The organism is Devosia soli (assembly GCF_000970455.1).
In the GTDB taxonomy this organism is placed as follows: Bacteria; Pseudomonadota; Alphaproteobacteria; order Rhizobiales; family Devosiaceae; genus Devosia; species Devosia soli.
Window position 1 is genome coordinate 175,185 of record NZ_LAJG01000005.1, and the last position, 20,025, is coordinate 195,209.

General features: G+C 60.0%; 19 protein-coding genes and 1 tRNA gene. 6 read left to right on the top strand and 14 right to left on the bottom strand.

The features are described 5' to 3' along the window. Positions 1-10: 10 nt before the first annotated feature. On the top strand, positions 11-724 hold the full coding sequence (locus VW35_RS01515; protein WP_046141250.1) for an alanyl-tRNA editing protein: 714 nt from the start codon (positions 11-13) through the stop codon (positions 722-724). Here the strand turns inward: VW35_RS01515 and VW35_RS01520 are convergent. From VW35_RS01520 to VW35_RS01540, 5 genes are all read right to left on the bottom strand, one after another. Further along, positions 721-1,743 (bottom strand): amino acid ABC transporter substrate-binding protein, encoded by a 1,023-nt coding sequence (locus tag VW35_RS01520; RefSeq protein WP_161796840.1) that lies wholly within the window; start codon positions 1,741-1,743, stop codon positions 721-723. The two genes, VW35_RS01515 and VW35_RS01520, sit on opposite strands and share 4 nt — an antisense overlap. Positions 1,744-1,833: 90 nt before the next feature. Further along, positions 1,834-2,583 (bottom strand): amino acid ABC transporter ATP-binding protein, encoded by a 750-nt coding sequence (locus VW35_RS01525; protein WP_046141251.1) that lies wholly within the window; start codon positions 2,581-2,583, stop codon positions 1,834-1,836. Positions 2,584-2,639: 56 nt separating this feature from the next. Then, positions 2,640-3,767 (bottom strand): amino acid ABC transporter permease, encoded by a 1,128-nt coding sequence (locus tag VW35_RS01530; RefSeq protein ID WP_046141252.1) that lies wholly within the window; start codon positions 3,765-3,767, stop codon positions 2,640-2,642. 9 nt (positions 3,768-3,776) lie between these two features. Next, a complete protein-coding gene (locus tag VW35_RS01535; RefSeq protein ID WP_046141253.1) occupies positions 3,777-4,967 on the bottom strand; it encodes an amino acid ABC transporter permease in 1,191 nt (396 codons plus the stop codon). 111 nt (positions 4,968-5,078) lie between these two features. Next, on the bottom strand, positions 5,079-6,095 hold the full coding sequence (locus VW35_RS01540) for an amino acid ABC transporter substrate-binding protein (RefSeq protein ID WP_046141254.1): 1,017 nt from the start codon (positions 6,093-6,095) through the stop codon (positions 5,079-5,081). Between the two features lie 225 nt (positions 6,096-6,320). Here VW35_RS01540 and metC point away from each other — a divergent pair, with 225 nt between their 5' ends. Further along, positions 6,321-7,499 carry a cystathionine beta-lyase gene (metC, locus tag VW35_RS01545; RefSeq protein ID WP_046141255.1) on the top strand — a complete coding sequence of 393 codons (1,179 nt, stop codon included), beginning with the start codon at positions 6,321-6,323 and terminating at the stop codon, positions 7,497-7,499. Here the strand turns inward: metC and VW35_RS20345 are convergent. Further along, positions 7,481-8,224, bottom strand: coding sequence for a phosphatase PAP2 family protein (locus VW35_RS20345; protein ID WP_052951422.1), 744 nt, complete (start codon positions 8,222-8,224; stop codon positions 7,481-7,483). The two genes, metC and VW35_RS20345, sit on opposite strands and share 19 nt — an antisense overlap. A 100-nt stretch (positions 8,225-8,324) precedes the next feature. On the opposite strand from VW35_RS20345, the gene VW35_RS01555 reads away from it, so the two are divergent. From VW35_RS01555 to VW35_RS01565, 3 genes are all read left to right on the top strand, one after another. Next, positions 8,325-8,401: transfer RNA gene (locus tag VW35_RS01555), tRNA-Pro, on the top strand. A 27-nt stretch (positions 8,402-8,428) separates the two neighbouring features. Then, a complete protein-coding gene (locus VW35_RS01560) occupies positions 8,429-8,734 on the top strand; it encodes an ETC complex I subunit (protein ID WP_046141256.1) in 306 nt (101 codons plus the stop codon). A gap of 121 nt (positions 8,735-8,855) precedes the next feature. Continuing rightward, complete coding sequence (locus tag VW35_RS01565; RefSeq protein ID WP_161796841.1) at positions 8,856-9,722, top strand: TraB/GumN family protein; 867 nt, start codon at positions 8,856-8,858, stop codon at positions 9,720-9,722. A gap of 33 nt (positions 9,723-9,755) precedes the next feature. On the opposite strand, the gene VW35_RS01570 is transcribed toward VW35_RS01565, so the two are convergent. The 8 genes from VW35_RS01570 to VW35_RS01605 form a co-directional block, all read right to left on the bottom strand. Then, positions 9,756-10,907, bottom strand: coding sequence for a Gfo/Idh/MocA family protein (locus VW35_RS01570; protein WP_046141258.1), 1,152 nt, complete (start codon positions 10,905-10,907; stop codon positions 9,756-9,758). Between the two features lie 79 nt (positions 10,908-10,986). Further along, a complete protein-coding gene (locus VW35_RS01575) occupies positions 10,987-12,045 on the bottom strand; it encodes a sugar phosphate isomerase/epimerase family protein (protein WP_046141259.1) in 1,059 nt (352 codons plus the stop codon). A 268-nt stretch (positions 12,046-12,313) separates the two neighbouring features. Further along, positions 12,314-13,456, bottom strand: a complete 1,143-nt coding sequence (locus tag VW35_RS01580) for a Gfo/Idh/MocA family protein (RefSeq protein ID WP_046141260.1) — start codon at positions 13,454-13,456, stop codon at positions 12,314-12,316. A 1-nt stretch (position 13,457) separates the two neighbouring features. Further along, complete coding sequence (locus VW35_RS01585) at positions 13,458-14,207, bottom strand: sugar phosphate isomerase/epimerase family protein (protein ID WP_046141261.1); 750 nt, start codon at positions 14,205-14,207, stop codon at positions 13,458-13,460. A gap of 158 nt (positions 14,208-14,365) precedes the next feature. Then, positions 14,366-15,448, bottom strand: coding sequence for an ABC transporter ATP-binding protein (locus tag VW35_RS01590; protein WP_046141262.1), 1,083 nt, complete (start codon positions 15,446-15,448; stop codon positions 14,366-14,368). 4 nt (positions 15,449-15,452) lie between these two features. Then, on the bottom strand, positions 15,453-16,370 hold the full coding sequence (locus VW35_RS01595) for a carbohydrate ABC transporter permease (protein ID WP_046141654.1): 918 nt from the start codon (positions 16,368-16,370) through the stop codon (positions 15,453-15,455). A gap of 14 nt (positions 16,371-16,384) precedes the next feature. After that, on the bottom strand, positions 16,385-17,323 hold the full coding sequence (locus tag VW35_RS01600) for a carbohydrate ABC transporter permease (protein WP_083982305.1): 939 nt from the start codon (positions 17,321-17,323) through the stop codon (positions 16,385-16,387). A 109-nt stretch (positions 17,324-17,432) separates the two neighbouring features. Beyond that, positions 17,433-18,674 (bottom strand): ABC transporter substrate-binding protein, encoded by a 1,242-nt coding sequence (locus VW35_RS01605; RefSeq protein ID WP_046141264.1) that lies wholly within the window; start codon positions 18,672-18,674, stop codon positions 17,433-17,435. Positions 18,675-18,902: 228 nt separating this feature from the next. Between VW35_RS01605 and VW35_RS01610 the strand changes: the two genes are divergently transcribed. Further along, positions 18,903-19,982, top strand: coding sequence for a LacI family DNA-binding transcriptional regulator (locus VW35_RS01610; protein ID WP_083982307.1), 1,080 nt, complete (start codon positions 18,903-18,905; stop codon positions 19,980-19,982). The last annotated feature ends 43 nt before the right edge of the window (positions 19,983-20,025 follow it).

The window sequence follows — 20,025 nt, forward strand, 5'->3', positions numbered from 1 at the left end:
GACCCTTTCGATGACGAACATGCTCTTTCGCGATGATGCCTATCGCCGTTCGACTGAAGCAGTCGTGACTGAAATTACGCCCGACGGCGGCATTGTGCTGGATCAAACTGTTTTCTACGCCACATCCGGCGGGCAGCCTGGAGATAGCGGCATCATAACGGCGGAAGACGGCACGGTGGTGATGATCGGCAGTGCCATCCACCCCGATGGCGACAAGACACGCATCCTTCACGTATCGGCCGAGGGGCAACCCGGCCTTGGCGTCGGGACCAAGGTCATCGCTACTTTGGATTGGGAGCGGCGGTACAAGCTCATGCGCATGCACACCGCGCTTCATCTGCTTTCGGTGGCGCTGCCCTTTCCGGTTACTGGCGGATCCATCGGAGAGGACAAGGGCCGGCTCGATTTCAGCATGCCTGAAGCTCCGGAAGACGTCGGGGCGCTCGACGCGGCACTCAACGCCATGGTCGACGCCGATCATGCAGTGACGACCGAGTGGATCAGCGACGAGGAAATGCTGGCCAAGGCCGACCTGATCAAGACCATGAAGGTCAAGCCGCCCATGGGTCAGGGCCGTGTCCGGCTTGTTCGCATCGGCGACATTGATCTGCAGCCCTGTGGCGGCACCCACGTCGTGCGCACCGGAGAAATCGGGACGCTCGCGATTGGAAAAATCGAGAACAAGGGCAAGCAGAACCGCCGCGTGAACCTGCTGTTCGCCTAGCGGATTGGCGGCGCGTAAAGCAGCCCGCCATTGCTCCAGAGCGCATTCTGGCCGCGGAGCATGGCAGCACCGGTCTGCGGCCCGAAATGGCGATCGAAGAGCTCGGCATAATTGCCGACCGCCCTAATGGCATCTGTCATGAAGCTCGCGCGAAGGCCCAAGGCTGCGCCATAGTCGCCCTCAACCCCGAGCAGACGCCGCACATCGGCCGAACGCGCCGCCGAGAGCGAGTCGATATTAAGGCTTGTGACGCCCACCTCTTCTGCGGTGATCAAGGCAAAGATGGTCCAACGGACAATCTCGAACCACTGGTCATCTCCGCCTTGTACGACTGGACCAAGGGTTTCCTTTGAGATGCGCTCGGGCAAGATACGGTGTTGCGATGGATCCTCGAGTTCGCGACGGATGGCCTGCAATTGGCGGCCGGAAGCAGAGATGACGTCGCAAAGACTGGCCCGGTAGGCAACGATCAGATCGGCAATGTCTTCGTAGACAATGTCAGTATATCTCGTCTGGTTGGTGAAGAAGAAGTCATCGAGCGCTTCAACCGCACCTGAACCGTCGACGACGCAAATCCTGACATTGTCCAGTTCATAAGCGGAGACGACGCTCATCGACTGAGGAACGAGAAACCCCTGACCATCGAAGAAGCTCGGCGTTACGTATCGCGCCCCGTAGCGGAGGTCGCGGCCGGCCGTCCATGCTCCGTTGCGCATGATCACATCAACTGCGCCGGTCTGGAGCGGAGCGAAGCGCGCTTCGCCACGGAAAGCCCGGAATTCGATGAGATCGGGATTGCCGAAGATGGCAGCCGCCAAGGCACGGCAGAGATCGACATCGAAGCCGGACCACCGACCATTGGCGTCTTGCTGGGCAAATCCCGCCAATGGGTTGCTGGAGCCGCAGACCAGGAAGCCACGCTCGCGGACTGTGTCGAGCGTTGCCGCATGAGCTCCGCTTATCCAGCTGATCCAACCAATGGCCAGCACGAGCAGCAATGGCTTGATGCGAGAAATCAAAATGCCGGCCTTTTTCCAACGAGCGGACATTGTGGCAGGCGGATGCCACGGGTCAAGCCGGTGACGGCGGTGACCCGTGGATATCGGCGTTCAGTGCAGGATCTGGCTGAGGAACAGCTTGGTTCGCTCATGCTGCGGGTTCGAGAAGAAGGCTTCAGGCTCGTTCTGTTCGATGATCTGGCCCTGGTCCATGAAGATCACGCGATTGGCCACCTGACGTGCAAAGCCCATTTCGTGGGTCACGCAGATCATGGTCATGCCGTCTTCAGCAAGCCCGATCATGACTTCGAGCACTTCCTTGACCATTTCCGGATCGAGCGCCGAGGTCGGTTCGTCAAAGAGCATAATCTTGGGCTGCATGCAGAGCGAGCGCGCAATGGCGACGCGCTGCTGCTGGCCGCCGGAAAGCTGGCCCGGATATTTGTTGGCCTGCTCCGGGATCTTCACTCGCTCGAGATAGTGCATGGCTGTCGCCTCGGCTTCAGCCTTGGGAATGCCGCGAACCCAGATCGGCGCAAGCGTAAGGTTCTGGAGGATCGTCAGATGGGGGAAAAGATTGAAGTGCTGAAACACCATACCGACCTCCCGGCGCACTTCGTCGATGCGCTTGAGATCGGCGGTGAGCTCCGTGCCATTGACGATGATCTGTCCTTCCTGGTGCTCCTCCAGGCGATTGATGCAGCGGATGAGCGTCGACTTCCCCGAGCCCGAAGGCCCGGCGATGACGATACGCTCGCCCTTCATCACCCGCAGATTGATGTCCCGCAGCACGTGGAAATCGGAATACCATTTGTGCATGTTGATGACATCGATGGCCACTTCGGTCTTGGAGACCTGCATGTGGCTGGTATCGATTTGACGAGCGACGGTTGTTTCGGAAACCTGAGACAATCGAGCTACCTCTTGTAGCCAGTGTTGAGACGACGCTCCATGTAGATGGAGTAGCGAGACATGCCGAAGCAGAACACCCAGAAGACCATGGCTGCAAAGAGATAACCGGTGGTCGCGGTGTTGGCCGATTGCCACTCGAGGGCAGTGTCGTTCTTGGTTTTGACAGCCTCGAGTAGGTCTTTCATGCCGACGATGTAGACGAGCGACGTGTCCTTGAAGAGCGAGATGAAGTTGTTCACGATCCCCGGAATGACGTGCTTGAGAGCCTGGGGCAGGATGATGAACCACATCCGCTTCCAGTAGCCGAGGCCCAGGGCGGAAGCAGCTTCATATTGTCCGCGCGGAATGGCCTGGAGGCCGCCGCGCACCACCTCGGCCATATAGGCGGAGGTGAAGAGCGTCACACCGACAAGCGCCCGCAGGAACTTATCAACTGTCGTGCCTTGCGGCATGAACAACGGCAACATGATCGAGGCCATAAAGAGAATGGTGATCAACGGCACGGCGCGGACAAGTTCGATGAACCCAACGCAGACCGTCTTGATGATCGGCATCTTCGACTGCCGGCCCAGGGCAAGGATAATGCCAAGGGGGAAGGAGAGCGTGATGCCAACCACCGACAGGATCAGGGTGACGAGCAACCCGCCCCACTTTTCCGTCGGGATAGGCTTCAGCCCAAAAACTCCGCCCGCCAGCAGGAAGTAGGTGACGATCGGATAGACCAGAAGAAAGAGGACCGCGTTCGTCCGCTTGAACGGGGCCTTGGGTATAAGCAGAGGGATCAGCAACGCCGCGCCCAGTGCAAAGACGATGTTCGGACGCCATTGTTCGGGGATGTCGTAGAAGCCGTAAATGAAGAATTCCATTTCGGCAGCGATATAAGCCCAACAGGCGCCGGCATTGTCGAGCCGGCACTGTTCGACTGTTCCATTGGGCTCGACGGCGTTGCCGAAGAAGAACCCATAGAGCGGCGGCAGGATCCAGGCGAGAAACAGCAGCCCCAAAATGGTGAGGACAGTATCGAGGGGGGTGGAGAAGAGGTTCTTCTGTGCCCAGGCGATAGCGCCGCTGGTGCGGACCGGCGCCGGGCGGGGCTCCACCAGGTTCGAGCGGACGAATCCAATATCTGTCATCAGATCCTCCTACCGTTCAACCAGCTTAACCCGGGCGTTGTACCAGTTCATGATCGCCGAGGTGATTAGGGAGAAGCAGAGATAGACGAGCATGGTGATCGCGATACACTCGATCGCGCGGCCGGTCTGGTTAAGTGATGTGCCTGCAAAGACGTTCACCAGCTCGGGATAGCCGATCGCAGCGCCGAGCGAAGAGTTCTTCGTCAGGTTGAGGTACTGGCTGGTGAGCGGTGGCACGATAACGCGCATGGCCTGTGGCACGATGACGAGGCGCAGCCTGTCATTGTCTTTGAGACCGAGCGATTGCGCTGCCTCGGTCTGACCGCGGCTGACCGATTGGATACCGCCGCGTACGGTTTCAGCGATAAAGGCCGCGGTATAGATGGTAAGGCCGAAAACCAGTGCTGCAAATTCTGGCGGCAAGGCGAGGCCGCCCTTGAAGTTGAAGCGTTCGAGAACCGGCGGTTCGAAAGTCACGCTCGCCCCGCTGATGAACCATAAAAGACCGGTGACGCCGAGGAGGATGACGACCGAGGTCAGAAAGACGGGGAAGCGCTGTCCGGTCGCTTCGAGACGCTTTTTTGCCCATTGCCGCAAGAAGACGACGGCCGCGATAGCGAGGGCGAGACCGATCCAGACGAAACCGAACTGATCATCCGGGATAGGCCGTGGCACGAAGATGCCGCGCTGGTTGATGAAGGAGTCGAGCGGCAGCGCAATCGAATTGCGCACGGCCGGCATCGCCTTCAGAACGGCGAAATACCAGAAAAAGAGCTGCAAGAGCAGCGGGATATTGCGGATCAGCTCGACATAGACCGTGGCCAAGCTCGAAATGATGAAATTGCTGCTGAGCCGGGCGATACCGATGGTGAATCCGAGGATGGTGGCGAAGATGATGCCGATAAAGGCCACCAGCAACGTATTAATCAGGCCGACAAGAAAGGCTTCCCAATAATAGGAGCCGCGCGACCAGGGCAGCAGCGTGAAGCTGATGTCAAAGCCTGCTGTCTTCCAAAGGAAATCAAAGCCTGTCGTCTTGTTTTGTGCTGCCAGATTGGCAGCTGTGTTGCCGATGATCCAGAAGATGAAGCCGACCAGGATGGCCACGACAACGACCTGGTAGATGATCCCTCGGATCACCGGATCGTTGAAAAAGCTAACCCGGGGGGCAGCGTTGTGCCCCAGTTCGCGAGTTGTCATAGAATACTGTCCCTTGGCCGCAAGAACCGCTACGCGCCGAGAGCGGCGCCGTAGGTGACAGAACAAAGTGACCGGCGCCCACCTTGGGGGCGCCGGCACAATTCGTTCAGATTAGCGGATCGGCGGGGCGTACTGGATGCCGCCGTCTTTCCAGAGGGCGTTCAGGCCGCGCTCAAGACCAATCGGGGTGCTCGGGCCGACATTGCGATCATAGGTTTCGGCATAGTTGCCGACGAGTTTGATGATCTGGTAGGCCCAGTCCTTGGTCACGCCGAGCGGAGTGCCGAAGTCGCCTTCCACGCCGAGGAGACGCTTGATGGCCGGATTGTCCGAACCGAGCATTTCATCGACATTGGCCGAAGTGACGCCGAGTTCTTCAGCTTCGAGCAGGGCGAAATAGGTCCAGCGAGCGATGTTGAACCACTGCGTATCACCAGCGCGAACCACGGGGCCAAGGGGTTCCTTGGAGATGATTTCGGGCAGGATGATGTGGTCGTCCGGATTGGCGAACTTGGAACGTTCGGCAGCCAGGGCCGATGAGTCGGTGGTGTAAACGTCGCAACGGCCGTCTTCGTAAGCCTTCACCACTTCGTCCTGGTCGACGAAGACGACGGTATTGAATTCCATGTTGTTGGCGGCGAAGTAGTCGGCGGCGTTGAGTTCGGTGGTGGTGCCGGACTCGATACAGATGGCGGCGCCGCTCAGATCGAGCGCGGACGCGATGCCATCGGCCTTGCGGACCATGAAGCCCTGGCCGTCATAGAACATGGTGCCGACGAAGCTGATGCCGAGCTGGGTATCGCGGCTCATCGTCCAGGTGGTGGTGCGCGAAAGCACGTCGATTTCGCCTGCGGAAAGAGCGGTAAAGCGCTCCTGGCTGGTCAGCGAAGTGTAGCGGACGGCGTCGGCATCGTTGAAGATGGCTGCGGCCATGGCACGGCAGAAATCGACTTCGATACCCGTCCAAACGTTGTTGGCGTCCGGTGCAGAGAAGCCGGGCACACCGCCGGTGACGCCACACTGCACGTATCCCTTGGCCTTGACGTCATCCAGAATGGCGGCCTGAGCCGACACAGCCGTGAGACCCAATATCGCCGTTGCTGCAAGCGCTACGAGCTTTGTTTGCATATTATTGCCCTTTGTTTCCTGACCCTCGTGTCCCGGAGTTTCTTGTCCCAATTTGCCTTGGGCGCCTCCGGCGGCACCACCGCCTTTGTGTAGCGGTTACGATGCTGTTAAGCATGCAAGCCTCTCTCGACGCTAACGTCAAGGGCAGAAGCTAGATTGGGACAGCTATTCTGTCTCTTTTTTAGCCAAGTAGTGAATTTGATCCGATTTTGAGCATCGTGCACAATGAGTGACTTTTCTTTGCCCAACGCCTCTGTCGAAACGCTGTTGACTCATGCTGGACGCGATCCCGATAGCCAGTTCGGCTTCGTCAACACGCCGGTGTATCGAGGCTCGACTGTCCTCTTCAAGACCCTCGATGATATCGAGGCGCAGGCACAGAAATACCTCTATGGACGAGCTGGAAACCCGACGACCGATGGGGTCGAGACGGTCGTTACCGCGCTTGAAGGCGCCTACCGCACCAAGCTCGTGCCGTCCGGTCTGGCTGCGATAACCGTGGCGATGCTGGCTTGCGTCAAGGCTGGCGACGATATCCTGATCAGCGACAGCGCATATGAGCCCGGGCGCAAGTTTGCCGATGGCTTCCTCGCGCAAATGGGTGTGTCGGCGCGCTACTACGATCCAAGGACCGGCGCTGACCTTGCGGCGTTGATGCTGCCTAATACGCGGGCAGTGCTGGCGGAAAGCCCTGGCTCTCTGACGTTCGAAGTGCAGGACATTCCCGCGATCGCGCAGGTGGCGCATGCTCACAATGCAAGACTGATTGTGGACAATAGCTGGGCGAGCCCCCTCTACCACAAGCCTTTGCAGCTTGGTGCCGATATCGTCGTGCATGCCGGGACGAAAATGTTCGTCGGGCATTCAGATGCCTTTGCTGGCACTATTTCCACAACCGAATCAGCGTGGGCCGACGTCGAACGCGTGCGAAGCCTTCTTGGCTTTTTTACCTCCGGGGACGACGCTTATCTCGTCTCGCGCGGCCTGAAGACCCTGTCGCTCCGCATGGCTGCGCACCAGCAACGTGCTCTCGACATCGCCAGGTGGCTGGAAGCGCAGAGCGAGGTCGCCGAGGTGCTTCACCCTGCCCTGCCGAGCCATCCCGACCACGTCATCTGGAAGCGCGATTTTACCGGTTCTGGCAGCCTTTTCGGCTTTGTGCTGAAGCCTGCGCCGCGTGCCTCCGTGGCCGCGTTCGTCGACCATATGCAGATTTTCTCGATGGGCTATTCCTGGGGCGGGTATGAAAGTCTCTGTTTGCCCGTCGTGATCAAGAAGAATCGCACAGCCGTGCCGTGGACGAAGGCAGGCAACCTCTTCCGCGTCCATATTGGTTTCGAAGGGATCGAAGACCTCAAGGCCGACCTCGCAGCCGGCCTCGAGCGCTACGCCAAGGCGCGCTGAAAAAGGCGCCGCAGAGCGGGCACGCCGCGATAGCGCACGTGCCCGTCGGGCGTTGTCTCGAAAAGCCAGCGCCGGCGCGCGAAGAGATTGCGCACAAGATAGGTGCCGAGCGCACCGATCACGAAGCCAACCAGCACATCAGTCGGGTAATGGTCGCCGACGACGACGCGCGACATGCCGGTGACAAAAGCGATGACGAGCACCAGGCGGAAAAACCGCGGGGCGACGAAGCCAACAACGACGGCCGTGGCCATGGCCGTGGTGGAATGGCCGGAGGGAAAGCTCTGGAATGTCCAATCGTTAAAAACATGCTCGAAGCTGAAGGCGCCGAAGTCATCAAAAACTTGCGGCCGGCCGCGCCCGAAGAGACGTTTCGCCAGATTGGTGAATAGCCCGGTGCCGGCGACCGAGACGAAGATGAAGCCGGATAGGACGGACGCTTCATAAAGCGCGCGACGCCAGCGCGAGCTGCGTTTCCAGAAGCGGAAAATCGCAAAACTGACCAGAAACACCAGTCCGCTTGGAATCAGCACCCAATCGGAGAGCCCGAAGTGGGTAACGAACTGAAAAGGCTGGCGCCATTCGACGGGCCAGGCGATGGCACTGCGCGAGATATAAGCGTCGAAAAAGAGCAGAATGAACAGCGTCAGGATGAAAATAGCCAGGTAATCTGGCCAGTTGCGCCGATTGAGCCCAAAGGGCCAGGGTTTGCTGAGGTCACTCATGCGCCTATTTGGTCGGATGGATTTGCCCAGTCAATAGTGCCCTATCGTGCAATGCCGCCTTGCCCTTTCGCTTTGAACGCGCTAACGGAATGCGCGACGTCGGAGTGTAGCTCAGCCTGGTAGAGCACCGGTTTTGGGAACCGGGGGTCCAAAGTTCGAATCTTTGTACTCCGACCATCGCGCGCATCGTGTTGAGGACTTTGCATGACCGCCCGTATCTACCGCCCTGCCCGCAACGCCATGCAGTCGGGCAAAGGCAAATCCAAGCAGTGGGTGTTGGTGCACGAACCGGTTGCGGCTCGCAAGATCGAGCCACTGATGGGCTATACGAGCAGCTCCGACATGCGCCAGCAGATCAAGCTCTCATTCCCGACCCTTGAAGACGCCGAAGCCTACGCCAAGCGCAACGGGATCGAATATACGGTGCAGCCCGCCCACGAGCCCACGCCGAAGCGGGTCAGCTATCCGGACAACTTCAAAGCTGATCGCAAGACGCCCTGGACACACTGATCGTTTTTGAAACTGAATCGGTAAAGCGCTGCAAGCAATTGCGGCGCTTTAGTTTTTTGGTCGCCTCGTCTCAAACTTCACGCTATCTTGCCGACTAATGCCAGACTTGCTGGAGCAGAATATGCATTGTCGCCGAAGCTTGCTTGCCCTTGCCATTTTGCTGGCCTTCAGCAACGCCGCAACGGCTGCTCCGGCAATCTGGAAGGTAAGCGACGAGGACAGCTCGATCTGGCTATTCGGCTCCATCCATATGCTTCCGGCGGATACCGACTGGCGAACCGAAACGCTCGATAGGCTGATCCAAGACGCCGATAGGGTCTATTTCGAAACCGATCTCGGCCCCGAGGCACACGCAGAGATCGTCACCCTCACAATGTCGCGCGGGTTTGCCAGCGATGGAGTTCTGCTCAATCGCCGGATCGGTACAAAGCTGATGGGCAAGGTCCGGACGGCGGCCGAGAAATATGATCTGCCTGTGCCTTCACTTCTCGCCATGCAGCCCTGGATGGCGGCGATGACGATCGCGACGGCGGCGGTCAGTGGCCTTGGCTATGACCCGACAAAAGGCGTCGAGGCAGTCCTCACGGCAGAAATTCCGCGCGACAAGCAAGGCTTTCTCGAAACGGCCGCACAGCAGATTGAGGCAATTGCCGGCGGGAGCGAAGCCGACCAGATCCAGATGCTGACCGCGACGATCGCCGAAGCCCAGTGGTCGGCCGGCAGGATCGAGGATATGAAAAATGCCTGGATCGCCGGGACACCGGAAACAGTTGGCGATATTTTTCTCGCCGACATGGGCGCTTACGGCGACGCCTTCATGGACCGGTTGATCGTGCAGCGGAACAAGAATTGGGCCCAGCAGATTACGGAAATGCTCGACCAGGATGAAGCGGCCGTGCTCGTCGTCGGCGCCGGCCATCTGATTGGCGATTATAGTGTCGTGACGCTGCTCGAGGAAAAAGGGTTCACCGGCGAGCGTGTGCAATGAGGCCGCCCGGCGTAACCGGACGGCCTTAGGCTACTAGACGTCCGCGAGCCGGGTCCAGCGGCTATCGTTCTGGCTGGACTTCACCGAAGCGGTGATGAACTGCATGCCTTCGACGCCGTCGGCCATGGTCGGAAGCAGGCGTTCAAAGTCGCTACCCTCCCCGCGAATGACAGCAGCGAATTGGCTGTAAAGCGTCGCAAAGGCTTCGAGATAGCCTTCGGGGTGGCCTGAAGGAATGCGGACGTTCATCGAGGCGGCAGGCGGGACGGAGATCGAACCGCCGCGCGTGAGCAGCTGGCGCGGCTTGCCGAATTCGGTGAACCACATGTAGTTCGGGTTCTCCTGGCTCCATTCGAGCCCGCCCTTGTCGCCGTATATGCGCAATTGCAGTCCGTTCTCCTTGCCCACGGCCACCTGGCTCGCCCACAACATGCCCTTTGCGCCGCCTTCGAAGCGCAGCATGACATGCACATTATCATCAAGCTGACGACCGGGGACAAATGCGGTTAAGTCCGCTGAAACTGCTTCGGTTTTGAGGCCTGTGACAAAGCGCAGCAGGTTGTAGGCGTGGGTGCCGATATCGCCGATTGCGCCGCCGGCGCCGGAGCGAGCGGGGTCGGTGCGCCAGGCAGCCTGCTTGTTGTCATCGCCGGCAGCTTCGGTCAGCCAGTCCTGGGCATACTCGGCCTGGACGACGCGGAGCTTGCCGAGAGCGCCGGAGGCAACGAGTTCGCGGGCCTGACGGATCAGCGGATAGCCAGTATAATTATGCGTCAGCAGAAATTTCGCGCCGTTTTTCGGCTGAATTTCCAAGAGCTTACGGGCATCTTCGATGGTGGCTGTGATCGGCTTATCGCAGATGACATGAATGCCGGCTTCGAGGAAGGCCTTGGCGGGGCCGAAGTGCATGTGATTGGGCGTGACGATCGAAACAGCCTGAATACCGTCCGGACGGGCAGCTTCGGCGCGGGCCATTTCTTCGTAGGAGGTGTAGATGCGGTCCTCGGAGAGACCGAGGTTTTTGCCGGATTCCTTGGCCACTTCGGGGCGTGATGAGAGGGCGCCAGCGACCAGATCGTAGTCGCCATCGAGGCGGGCGGCGATGCGGTGGACGTAGCCGATGAAGGCTCCGGTGCCGCCGCCAACCATGCCGAGGCGGATGCGTTTTGCGCCGTTTTCAGCCATTTTTCGTGTCTCTTCTGTTAGCAACAGGTTAACATTGAGCGGCCGCCAACGTCCAAACGTTAGCGGCCCGCAATTTGGCTCAGCTCAGGCCCAGCATCTTGCGATTGGCAGCCTGATCGGAGCCGCCGGACGCGAAGTCGTCGAAGGCATGTTCGGTGACGCGGATGATGTAGCTCTTGATGAGCTCGGCGCCTTCACGTGCACCATCTTCGGGATGCTTGAGCGCGCATTCCCATTCGAGGACGGCCCAGCCTTTAAAATCGTTGGCAGCCATCTTGGCGAAGATCGCGGGGAAATCGACCTGGCCATCGCCGATCGAACGGAAGCGCCCTGCCCGGTCGATCCAGGACTGGAAGCCGCCATAGACGCCTTGACGGCCGGTCGGGTTGAATTCGGCGTCCTTCACGTGGAAGGCCTTGATGCGATCCTTGTAGATGTCGATGTAGTCGAGATAATCGAGCTGCTGCAGGACGAAGTGGCTCGGATCATAGAGAAGATTGGCGCGCGGGTGGTTCTTCACGCGGTCGAGGAACATTTCGTAGGAAATGCCGTCGTGCAAATCTTCGCCGGGATGGATTTCGTAGCAGACGTCGACGCCGGCTTCATCGAAGGCGTTGAGGATCGGGGTCCAGCGGCGAGCAAGTTCGTCGAAGGCTTCTTCAACGAGGCCTGCCGGGCGCTGCGGCCACGGATAGAGGTAGGGCCAGGCAAGCGCGCCTGAGAAGGTCGCGTGGGCGTTGAGGCCGAGGTTTTTGGAGGCCTTGGCTGCGTGCATCATGGTCTGGACGGCCCATTCCTGACGAGCCTTGGGATTGCCATGGACGGAGGCCGGGGCGAAGCCATCGAAGGCCGCGTCGTAAGCGGGATGTACGGCGACGAGCTGGCCCTGAAGGTGGGTCGAGAGTTCGGTGATCTCGAGGCCGTGGCTGTTCACGGTGCCCTTGATCTCGTCGGCATAGGTCTTGGAATTGGCGGCCTTTTCGAGATCGATGAAGCTCGAGACCCAGGTCGGGATCTGGACGCCCTTATAGCCGAGGTCAGCCGCCCATTTGCAGATATTGTCGAGCGTATCGAAGGGGGCCTTATCGCCAGCGAACTGGGCGAGAAAGATTGCCGGGCCCTTGATGGTGGTGGCCATAACTTTTCTCCTCTGATGGCTCCCCAAACGCCTCGTCAGGAGCCCATTATTGACGATGCCGGGCGGTCTATGCCGCTGCCCTGACATGTTAGTTTTCAGTTTTGACCGGCATACGGAGCCTGTCAATGAGGTACGCTCATCAATGAGGATTTGTGGCTTGGTGATGGCGTTTCAGGATGGGTGGTGCCGAGCCCCCAGCCTCCCCCAATAAGGGGGAGGTGTCTATAGTGGGTAGATAGGCGGCCGAGATTGAGCCGCCGTGTTGTCGTTAAGCCTTGAGCAGCGCCTGGGCGGCTTCGATGCCGAGGGCGCGGGGGCGTTCGCAGGTGGTCTGGAGGGTGAGGACCTGGCCGGTTTCGCCGGCTTTGAGGAGACCCGTCATGACTTCGACCACGTGGAGAGCGACATCGAGCCCGCAGCGCGGCGTTTCGCCGGTTTCGTGCGAGAGCATCATGTCGGCCAGGCCGGCGCAGCGATAGTTGGAGCGCGGGATGGCCTTGTCGAGGTCCTGGTTTGGCTTGCCGAAGGGGTGAGCCCACGGGGTGACCGGCGTGCGGGTGCCGTCGAGCGAAGCGGTGACGAGATCGCCGCCGAAGAAGTTCGGATCGGGCACGAAGATCGAGCCGTCGGTGCCGTAGAGCTCGATATTGTGGTGGCCGTGGGCCGCGACGTCCCAGCTGGCGCCGATAGTGACGATGGCGCCGTTGTGGAATTCGAGAATGCCGTGGATCGTCGTCGGCGTGCCGACCTTGATGAAGGTGCCCTTATAGGGGCCTTCCGCGGTCACTTCGCGCTCGGCGCGCGCCATGTTGGTGAAGGCCGAGAGCTTCTTGACCGGGCCAAGCAGGTGAACGAGGTCAGTGATGTAATAGGGACCGAGATCGAGGATCGGGCCGCCGCCGGGCTGGAAGAAGAAGTCCGGGTTCGGATGCCAGTGTTCCATGCCGCGGCTCATGACGTGGGTGGTGCCGCTCATGATCTTGCCGAGCTTGCCACTGTCGATGATTTCGCGCGCCTGCTGATGGGCGCCGCCGAGGAAGGTATCGGGGGCGGAGCCGACCTTGAGGCCACGTTCATCAGCAGCCTTCTTGAGGGCAAGCCCCTCTTCGACCGAGAGAACGAAGGGCTTTTCGGAATAGGCGTGCTTGCCGGCCGAGATGATGTCCGAGGAGACCTTGTAATGGGTCGAGGGGATCGTGAGGTTCACGATCACATCGACTTCGCTATTCTTGAGCAACTCATCCGGGGTCTGCGCGGCGACGCCGAATTCGGTCGCCCGCTTCTGGGCGGCTTCCGGAATGATATCGGCCACGGCGCGCACTTCGAGCCCCTTGAAGAGGTGCGCGAGGCGGAGATAGGCGGCAGAGATATTGCCGGCACCCATGATGCCGACGCCATAGGTCTTGGCCATTTTAGACTCCAAAGCCCTTGAGAGTGGTCATGGAATTGCGCGCGAAGCGGATCGCGTCGAGTGGCTTGTCGTGTTCGAGGACGAAATACTTGGCCTGGGTCTTTGCCTTGACGTCAGCGATCAGGGTCTTCCAATCGAGCGTGCCGTGGCCGACATCGGCCCAGCCGTCTTCGTCCGTCTTTTCGCCGGCGGGTGCAATGTCCTTGACGTGGACGGCGGTGATGCGGCTGCCGAGCTTGCTGAGCCAGGCCTGCGGATCTTCATTGGCCTTGACGACCCAAGCGAGGTCCATTTCCCACTGCGTGTCGGGGGATGCATCCAGGATCAGTTCCATCGGGGTCTTGCCGTTGGCGTCCTTGGTGAATTCCCAGTGGTGGTTGTGGTAGCCGAAGCCCTTGCCGGCCGCCTTGAAGGCAGCGGCGATCTTGGCAAGACCCTGGGCGAATTCGGACCAGTTGCCGGTACCGTTGCGATAGGCTTCGGACGGAGGCGCGGGGCAGTAAACGGTCTGGATGCCGACGGTATCGACGATCTTGAGGGCAGCGTCGGTGTCTTCGAGCTGGGCGTAGCCCATGTGCGCCGTCGGCATGGTGAGACCGGCGTTTTTCAGGCTTTGGGCGAGCGCGGCGGGATCGGCAAACTGGCCGCCCCAGCCTTCGACCTGCTTGTAGCCAAGGCCGGCGAGCGTCTTGAGGGTTTCATCGAGCGACGCTTCGTTGCGTGCGCTGTAAAGCTGGTAGGAGAAGTCCATTTCGGCCTCGTCTTTTCGGTTGAATGCGGCTCCGCATGGCGATGGGGGTACTCCCCCGAGCGGGTGCATGTCGCACTGCTTCGTCAGATGCAATGCCGCAAAAGTAAGGTGTGTTTCGGGCGGGCCCGAAGTGGCGCCCCGCAGGACGCCACGAAGGCTTAGAGCCGGTTTTCCGACTTGGCGTCGAAGAGCGAACCACGCGCGATGTCGAAACCAACCGTCACCTTATCGCCGGCATGGAGCGGAATATCGCTCGAGCAGCGGAATGTGACAGGGATGCCGGCGACCTTGGTCCAGGCCAAGGTTTCCGAGCCCATGGGCTCGACGATTTCGATTTCGGCCTGGGTCTGGAACGGCATGCCCTGGGCGGCGTCGCCCAGAAGGATGTGTTCCGGACGCACGCCGAGAACCGCCTTGGACGCACCAGTGCGCTGGGCGGCGAAGTCGTAGGCGCCAACCGGAATCTTGGTGCCATCGTCGGCGGTGAAAGTCGCGCCATCGAGCGAGCCAGAGATGAAGTTCATCGAGGGCGAGCCGATGAAGCCGGCAACATAGAGATTGACCGGTTTGTTGTAGATGGTGTGCGGATCGGCCAACTGCTGGATGACGCCATTTTTCATGATGGCGATGCGGTCGGCGAGCGTCAGAGCCTCGATCTGGTCGTGGGTCACGTAGATCATGGTGTTCTTCAGGCGCGCATGGAGGCGCTTGATTTCGACGCGAAGATCCGAACGCAGCTTGGCGTCGAGGTTGGACAGCGGCTCGTCGAAGAGGAACACGTCCACGTCACGCACGAGGGCGCGGCCGATGGCGACGCGCTGGCGCTGACCGCCTGAGAGATTTGCCGGCTTGCGGTTGAGCAGCGGCTGGATCTGCAGGATTTCCGCAGCGCGGGCAACGCGGCGGTTGATCTCGTCCTTGGGCATGCCGGCGACGCGGAGGCCGAAGGAGAGATTCCGCTCGACGGTCATCTGCGGATAGAGCGCGTAGGACTGGAACACCATGCCGATGCCGCGGTCCTTGGGCTCTTCCCAAGTGACGTTCTTGCCATTGATGAAGATCTGCCCATCGGACACATCGAGGAGACCCGCGATGCAGTTGAGCAGGGTCGACTTGCCGCAACCCGAGGGCCCGAGGAGGACGATGAACTCGCCCTGGGCAATATCGAGATTGAGACGGTCGAGAACCTTCACATTACCGAAATTCAGCGAGAGGTCTTTGATGGAAACGCTTGGCTGCATTTCTTTATCCCTTCACGGCGCCGGCGGCGACGCCGCGTACGAACAGCTTGCCGGACACAAAGTAGATGATGAGTGGCACGAGACCGGTCAGCACGGTGGCAGCCATGTTGACGTTATATTCGGGCGTGCCCTGGGCCGAGTTGACGATATTATTGAGCTGGACCGTCATGGGGTAGTTCTGCGGGCCGGCAAAGACGACGCCGAAGAGGAAGTCGTTCCAGATGCCGGTGATCTGCAGGATCAGGGCCACGACGAAGATCGGCAGCGACATGGGGAGCATGATCTCGAAGAAAATGCGCCAGAACCCTGCCCCATCGACACGTGCTGCCTTGAAGAGTTCCTGGGGCAGTGAGGCGAAGTAATTGCGGAACAGCAGCGTCAGGATCGGCATGCCGAAAATAGTGTGGATGACGATGACGGCCTGGAGCGTGCCGAAAATACCCATAGAGCGGGTGAGGATCACCAGCGGATAGAGCATCACCTGATAGGGGATGAACGAGCCGAAGATCAGGACCGCAAAGAAGATTTCCGAGCCCTTGAAGCGCCAGTTGACCAGAGCATAGCCGTTTACCGCGGCGATGAAGATCGAGACGATGGTCGAGGGAATGGTGATCTTGACCGAGTTCCAGAACCCGGGGGAAAGGCCATTACAGGTCAGACCCGTGCAGGCACTGGTCCAGGCCTTGACCCAGGCGTCGAAGCTCGGCGCGGACGGCAGCGCGAAGATATTGCCGAAGCGGATTTCCGGCATGGTCTTCAATGAAGTGACGACCATGACGTAGAGCGGGAAGAGGAAGTAGAGCGTGAAGAAGACCAGGGTCGTATAGATCATGATCTTCTTGGGCGTGAAAAACGGCTTGGGGCGGGGACCGCGTGGGTCCGTGGCCGTGTTGCCGCCAGTTGCCGGCGCGGAGCCGGTCATAGTCGCGGTCTGGCTCATTTGCGCCCCTTTCCGCCAAATTCGAGATAGGCCCACGGGACCATTATGATCAGAACCGTGAGGAGCATCATGGTGGCAGCAGCCAGGCCCTGGCCGATATTGCCGCCCGAGAACATGTAATTGTAGACGTATTTGGCAGGCACTTCGGACGAGATGCCCGGGCCGCCATTGGTGAGCGCGACCACAAGATCATAAAGGCGAACGATGCCCGAGCCGATGAGCACCACGGCGGTGACGAGCACGCCGCGCATCATGGGCAGAACCACCGAGATATAGGTGCGCCAGGTGGGAATGCCGTCGACGCGCGCGGCCTTCCAGATTTCTTCATCTACGCCGCGAAGGCCGGCCAGCATGAGCACCATGCAGAAGCCGACGCCCTGCCAGAGGCCCGCAATGAGCAGCGCGAAGAGCACCATGCGCGGATTGGCGATCCAATCGAAGGTGAAATTGGTCCATCCCAGGTTCCGCATCGTGCCCTGAAGGCCGAGAGTCGGGTTCATGATCCACTGCCAGACAAGGCCGGTGACGATGAAGGACAGCGCGAAGGGATAGAGCATGATGGTGCGGAAGGCGCTTTCGAAGCGGATCTTCTGGTCCATCAGAACGGCGAGCAGGAAGCCCAGCCCAAGGGTCAGCACAAGCGACATGGCGCCGTACATCAAGAGGTTGATGACCGACACATTCCAGCGCGAGGTGGCGAACAGGCGCTCGTACTGATCGAAGCCGACAAACTTGCCCGTCGGCAGCAGTTTTGAGTTCGTGAACGAGTAGTAGATCGTCCAGATGGTGCAGCCGATGAAAACGACGAGAACCGTCGCGACCATCGGAATTGCCGCGACCTTGGCGGACAGGTTGTGAAGGAAGAATTTTTTCAAGGCGCTGGGCCGGCTGGAAGATCCAGCCACCGGCGCGGATTGTACGGTAGTGTCCGCCATCAGTGTCTCTCCATACGACAGTGGCCGACCTTGTCGATCCAAGGCCGACCACCGCTGTTCAGTGATAGGAAGCCAGGGCGCACCCTGGCCTCACGTATAGAACCGACGCTTAGTCAGCGGACTCGATGATCGAAGCGTAGCGTTCGATGTAGTCGTCCACAGTGATGCTGTCGTCATCGAGGAACTCGGTGTTGAGGTCCTGCATCTGCTGCTGGGTGTCGCTGGAGAGCGCAAAGTCACCCGAGGGGAGCAGACCGTTCTTGAGAAGACCAAGAGCCTTCTGCATGCACGGATTGGCCTGCGAGAGGTCGATGTCCGTACGGATCGGCATGGAGCCCTTCTTCAGATTGAAGGCGAGCTGGGCTTCCGGCGAGATGAGCGTGCGCGCAAGCTGGGCCTGAGCTTCGATGACAGCCGGATCGGTGCCTTCGGGAAGAACCGGGAAGTAGAACGAGTCGCCGCCGCCGGTCAGCTGGGTGCCGAGACCGAGAGCCGGGAGACATTCATAGTCCTTGCCGGGAACGGCGCCAGCAACCTGGAGGTCGCCCTGGAGCCAGTCGCCGTGGATGTTGCCAGCCGCGGTGCCTTCGATCAGCTGCGTGCCGACGTCGCCGAAGGACGGAACCATGGTTTCAGGCGAAACGACCTTGCGCAGGGCGTCGAGAGCTTCGGCAACCTTGCGGAATTCCGGGCTGCGAACGGCTTCGGCATCCTTATCGCGGTTGATCTTGAGGACGAGATCGGACCCGCCGATGCCCGACATCAGAACGCCCGGGATACCCGAGAACGGCCAGCCAGTGGCAAGACCGAATGGCAGGATGCCGGCTTCCTGGAGCTTGGGCCAGGAGGCAACGTATTCGTTCCAATCCTTGGGAACCGGCTGACCGATCTTTTCATAGGCCTTGGTCGACAGCCACAGCCAATCCCACGAGTGGATGTTGACGGGCAGACAGTAGAGACCGCCGTCGATCTTGCACGGCTCGAGCAGCGACTGGTCGACATAGAAGGAGTCGATGTCCATGTCGGCAACGACGTCGGTCAGGTCGCGGATGAGGCCGGCCTGGATGAGTTCTTCGGCGTCGCGGCCGGTGTTCATCTGGGTGGCACCCATCGGGTCGCCGCCGATGATGCGGCTGATGATGACCGGGTTTGCACCGGTGCCGGAACCGGCCAGGGCGCTATCGATCCACTTGTTGCCGGTTTCTTCTTCGAAGACACGGGCAAACTCGGCGACCGCAGCCGCTTCACCGGCGGAGGTCCACCAGTGGGTCACTTCGAGATCGGCTGCGTACGAAGACGTAGAGCCGAGCAGCGCGGTTGCCATCATGGCAACCACTGCAAATTTCTTCATAGGAATGTCCTCCCAACGAACACGAGGAGCGTATGCCCCCATTCATGCCACCAGCCCGCGGGTCCCCGTTCCTCCAGACACCCCGACCGGCCGCGTGTAATCGATTGCATAAACCATATGAAACAGGTTGTGCAATCGATTTCAGGAGTTTCATACAAGCCTTGCGGACCTGTCAAGATCGATTTAGACAGATTGGGCTACTGACAGCGAGAGGGGGCGCTGCCAGACGTGAGTTTGGACCGAAAAACACCGACGATTCAAGACGTTGCGCGCTTTGCCAACGTCTCTACCGCTACTGTGAGCCGTGCTCTGTCGGCACCTGAGAAGGTGAGCGAGGGGACGCGGGCACGTGTGGCCGAAGCTATTCGTGTAACCGGTTACACGCTTAATCAGGCCGGCCGGTCGCTGCGGCAGCGCTCGGCAAAAACCATTCTCGTGGCGATCCCCGATATTCGCAATCCGTTCTTCTCTTCCATCCTCGATGCCATCGAACGGGAGGCAGCGACGCGGGGCTATGGCGTCCTCGTTCTCAACCTCTACTTCGGGCGCGAAACCATTCGCCGCCTTCAGGATTTTCTTCTCTCCAACCGGGCCGACGGACTGCTGCTGCTCGATGGTTCGGTCGATACGGACCTGTTGCGCGCCGTATCGCAACAGGCCGGCGAAATCCCGATCGTGGTGGCGTGCGAGGAAATCCCCAATGCCGGTTTCCACACTGTCTTGACCGACAATGTCGAGGCGGCCGAACGAGCGACGCGACACCTCATCGACCTGGGGCATCGGCGGATCGGACACATCATGGGGCCCGAGCACAATGTCGTTTCGCGCGAGCGTATCACTGGCTACGGGCGCGCCCTTGCCGATGCCGGGCTGACGCCACAGCCGGAATGGCAGTTTCGCGGCAATTTCGACATGGAAAGCGGGTTTGCCGCAGCTGCGCGGTTTCTTTCGCTCAACGACCGGCCGAGCGCGGTCTTCGCCGCCAATGACGAATCGGCCATCGGCTTTCTGTCGGGGCTGCGGCAGCGCGGCATCCTGTGCCCGCGCGACATTTCCATGGTTGGCTTCGACGATCTTGCGGTCGCTTCGCACTATGTGCCGCCGCTCACCACCATGCGCCAGCCGCGCGAGGCGATGGGCCGGATGGCAGCAGAAGCGCTGATCGATCTCATCGAAGACCCCGAAGCGCTCGCTATTCCATTGCGGATCGTTCTTCGCTCGGAGCTCGTCGTCCGCGAAAGCACCGGGCGACTTGCGAGCGTCGGTCGGCCGTCGTTGGAAGTCGACATGAGCCCAGCACGGATCTAGGCCATTTCATTTTTTTGCCAATGCGCTAAAGGAAAGCGCGTGC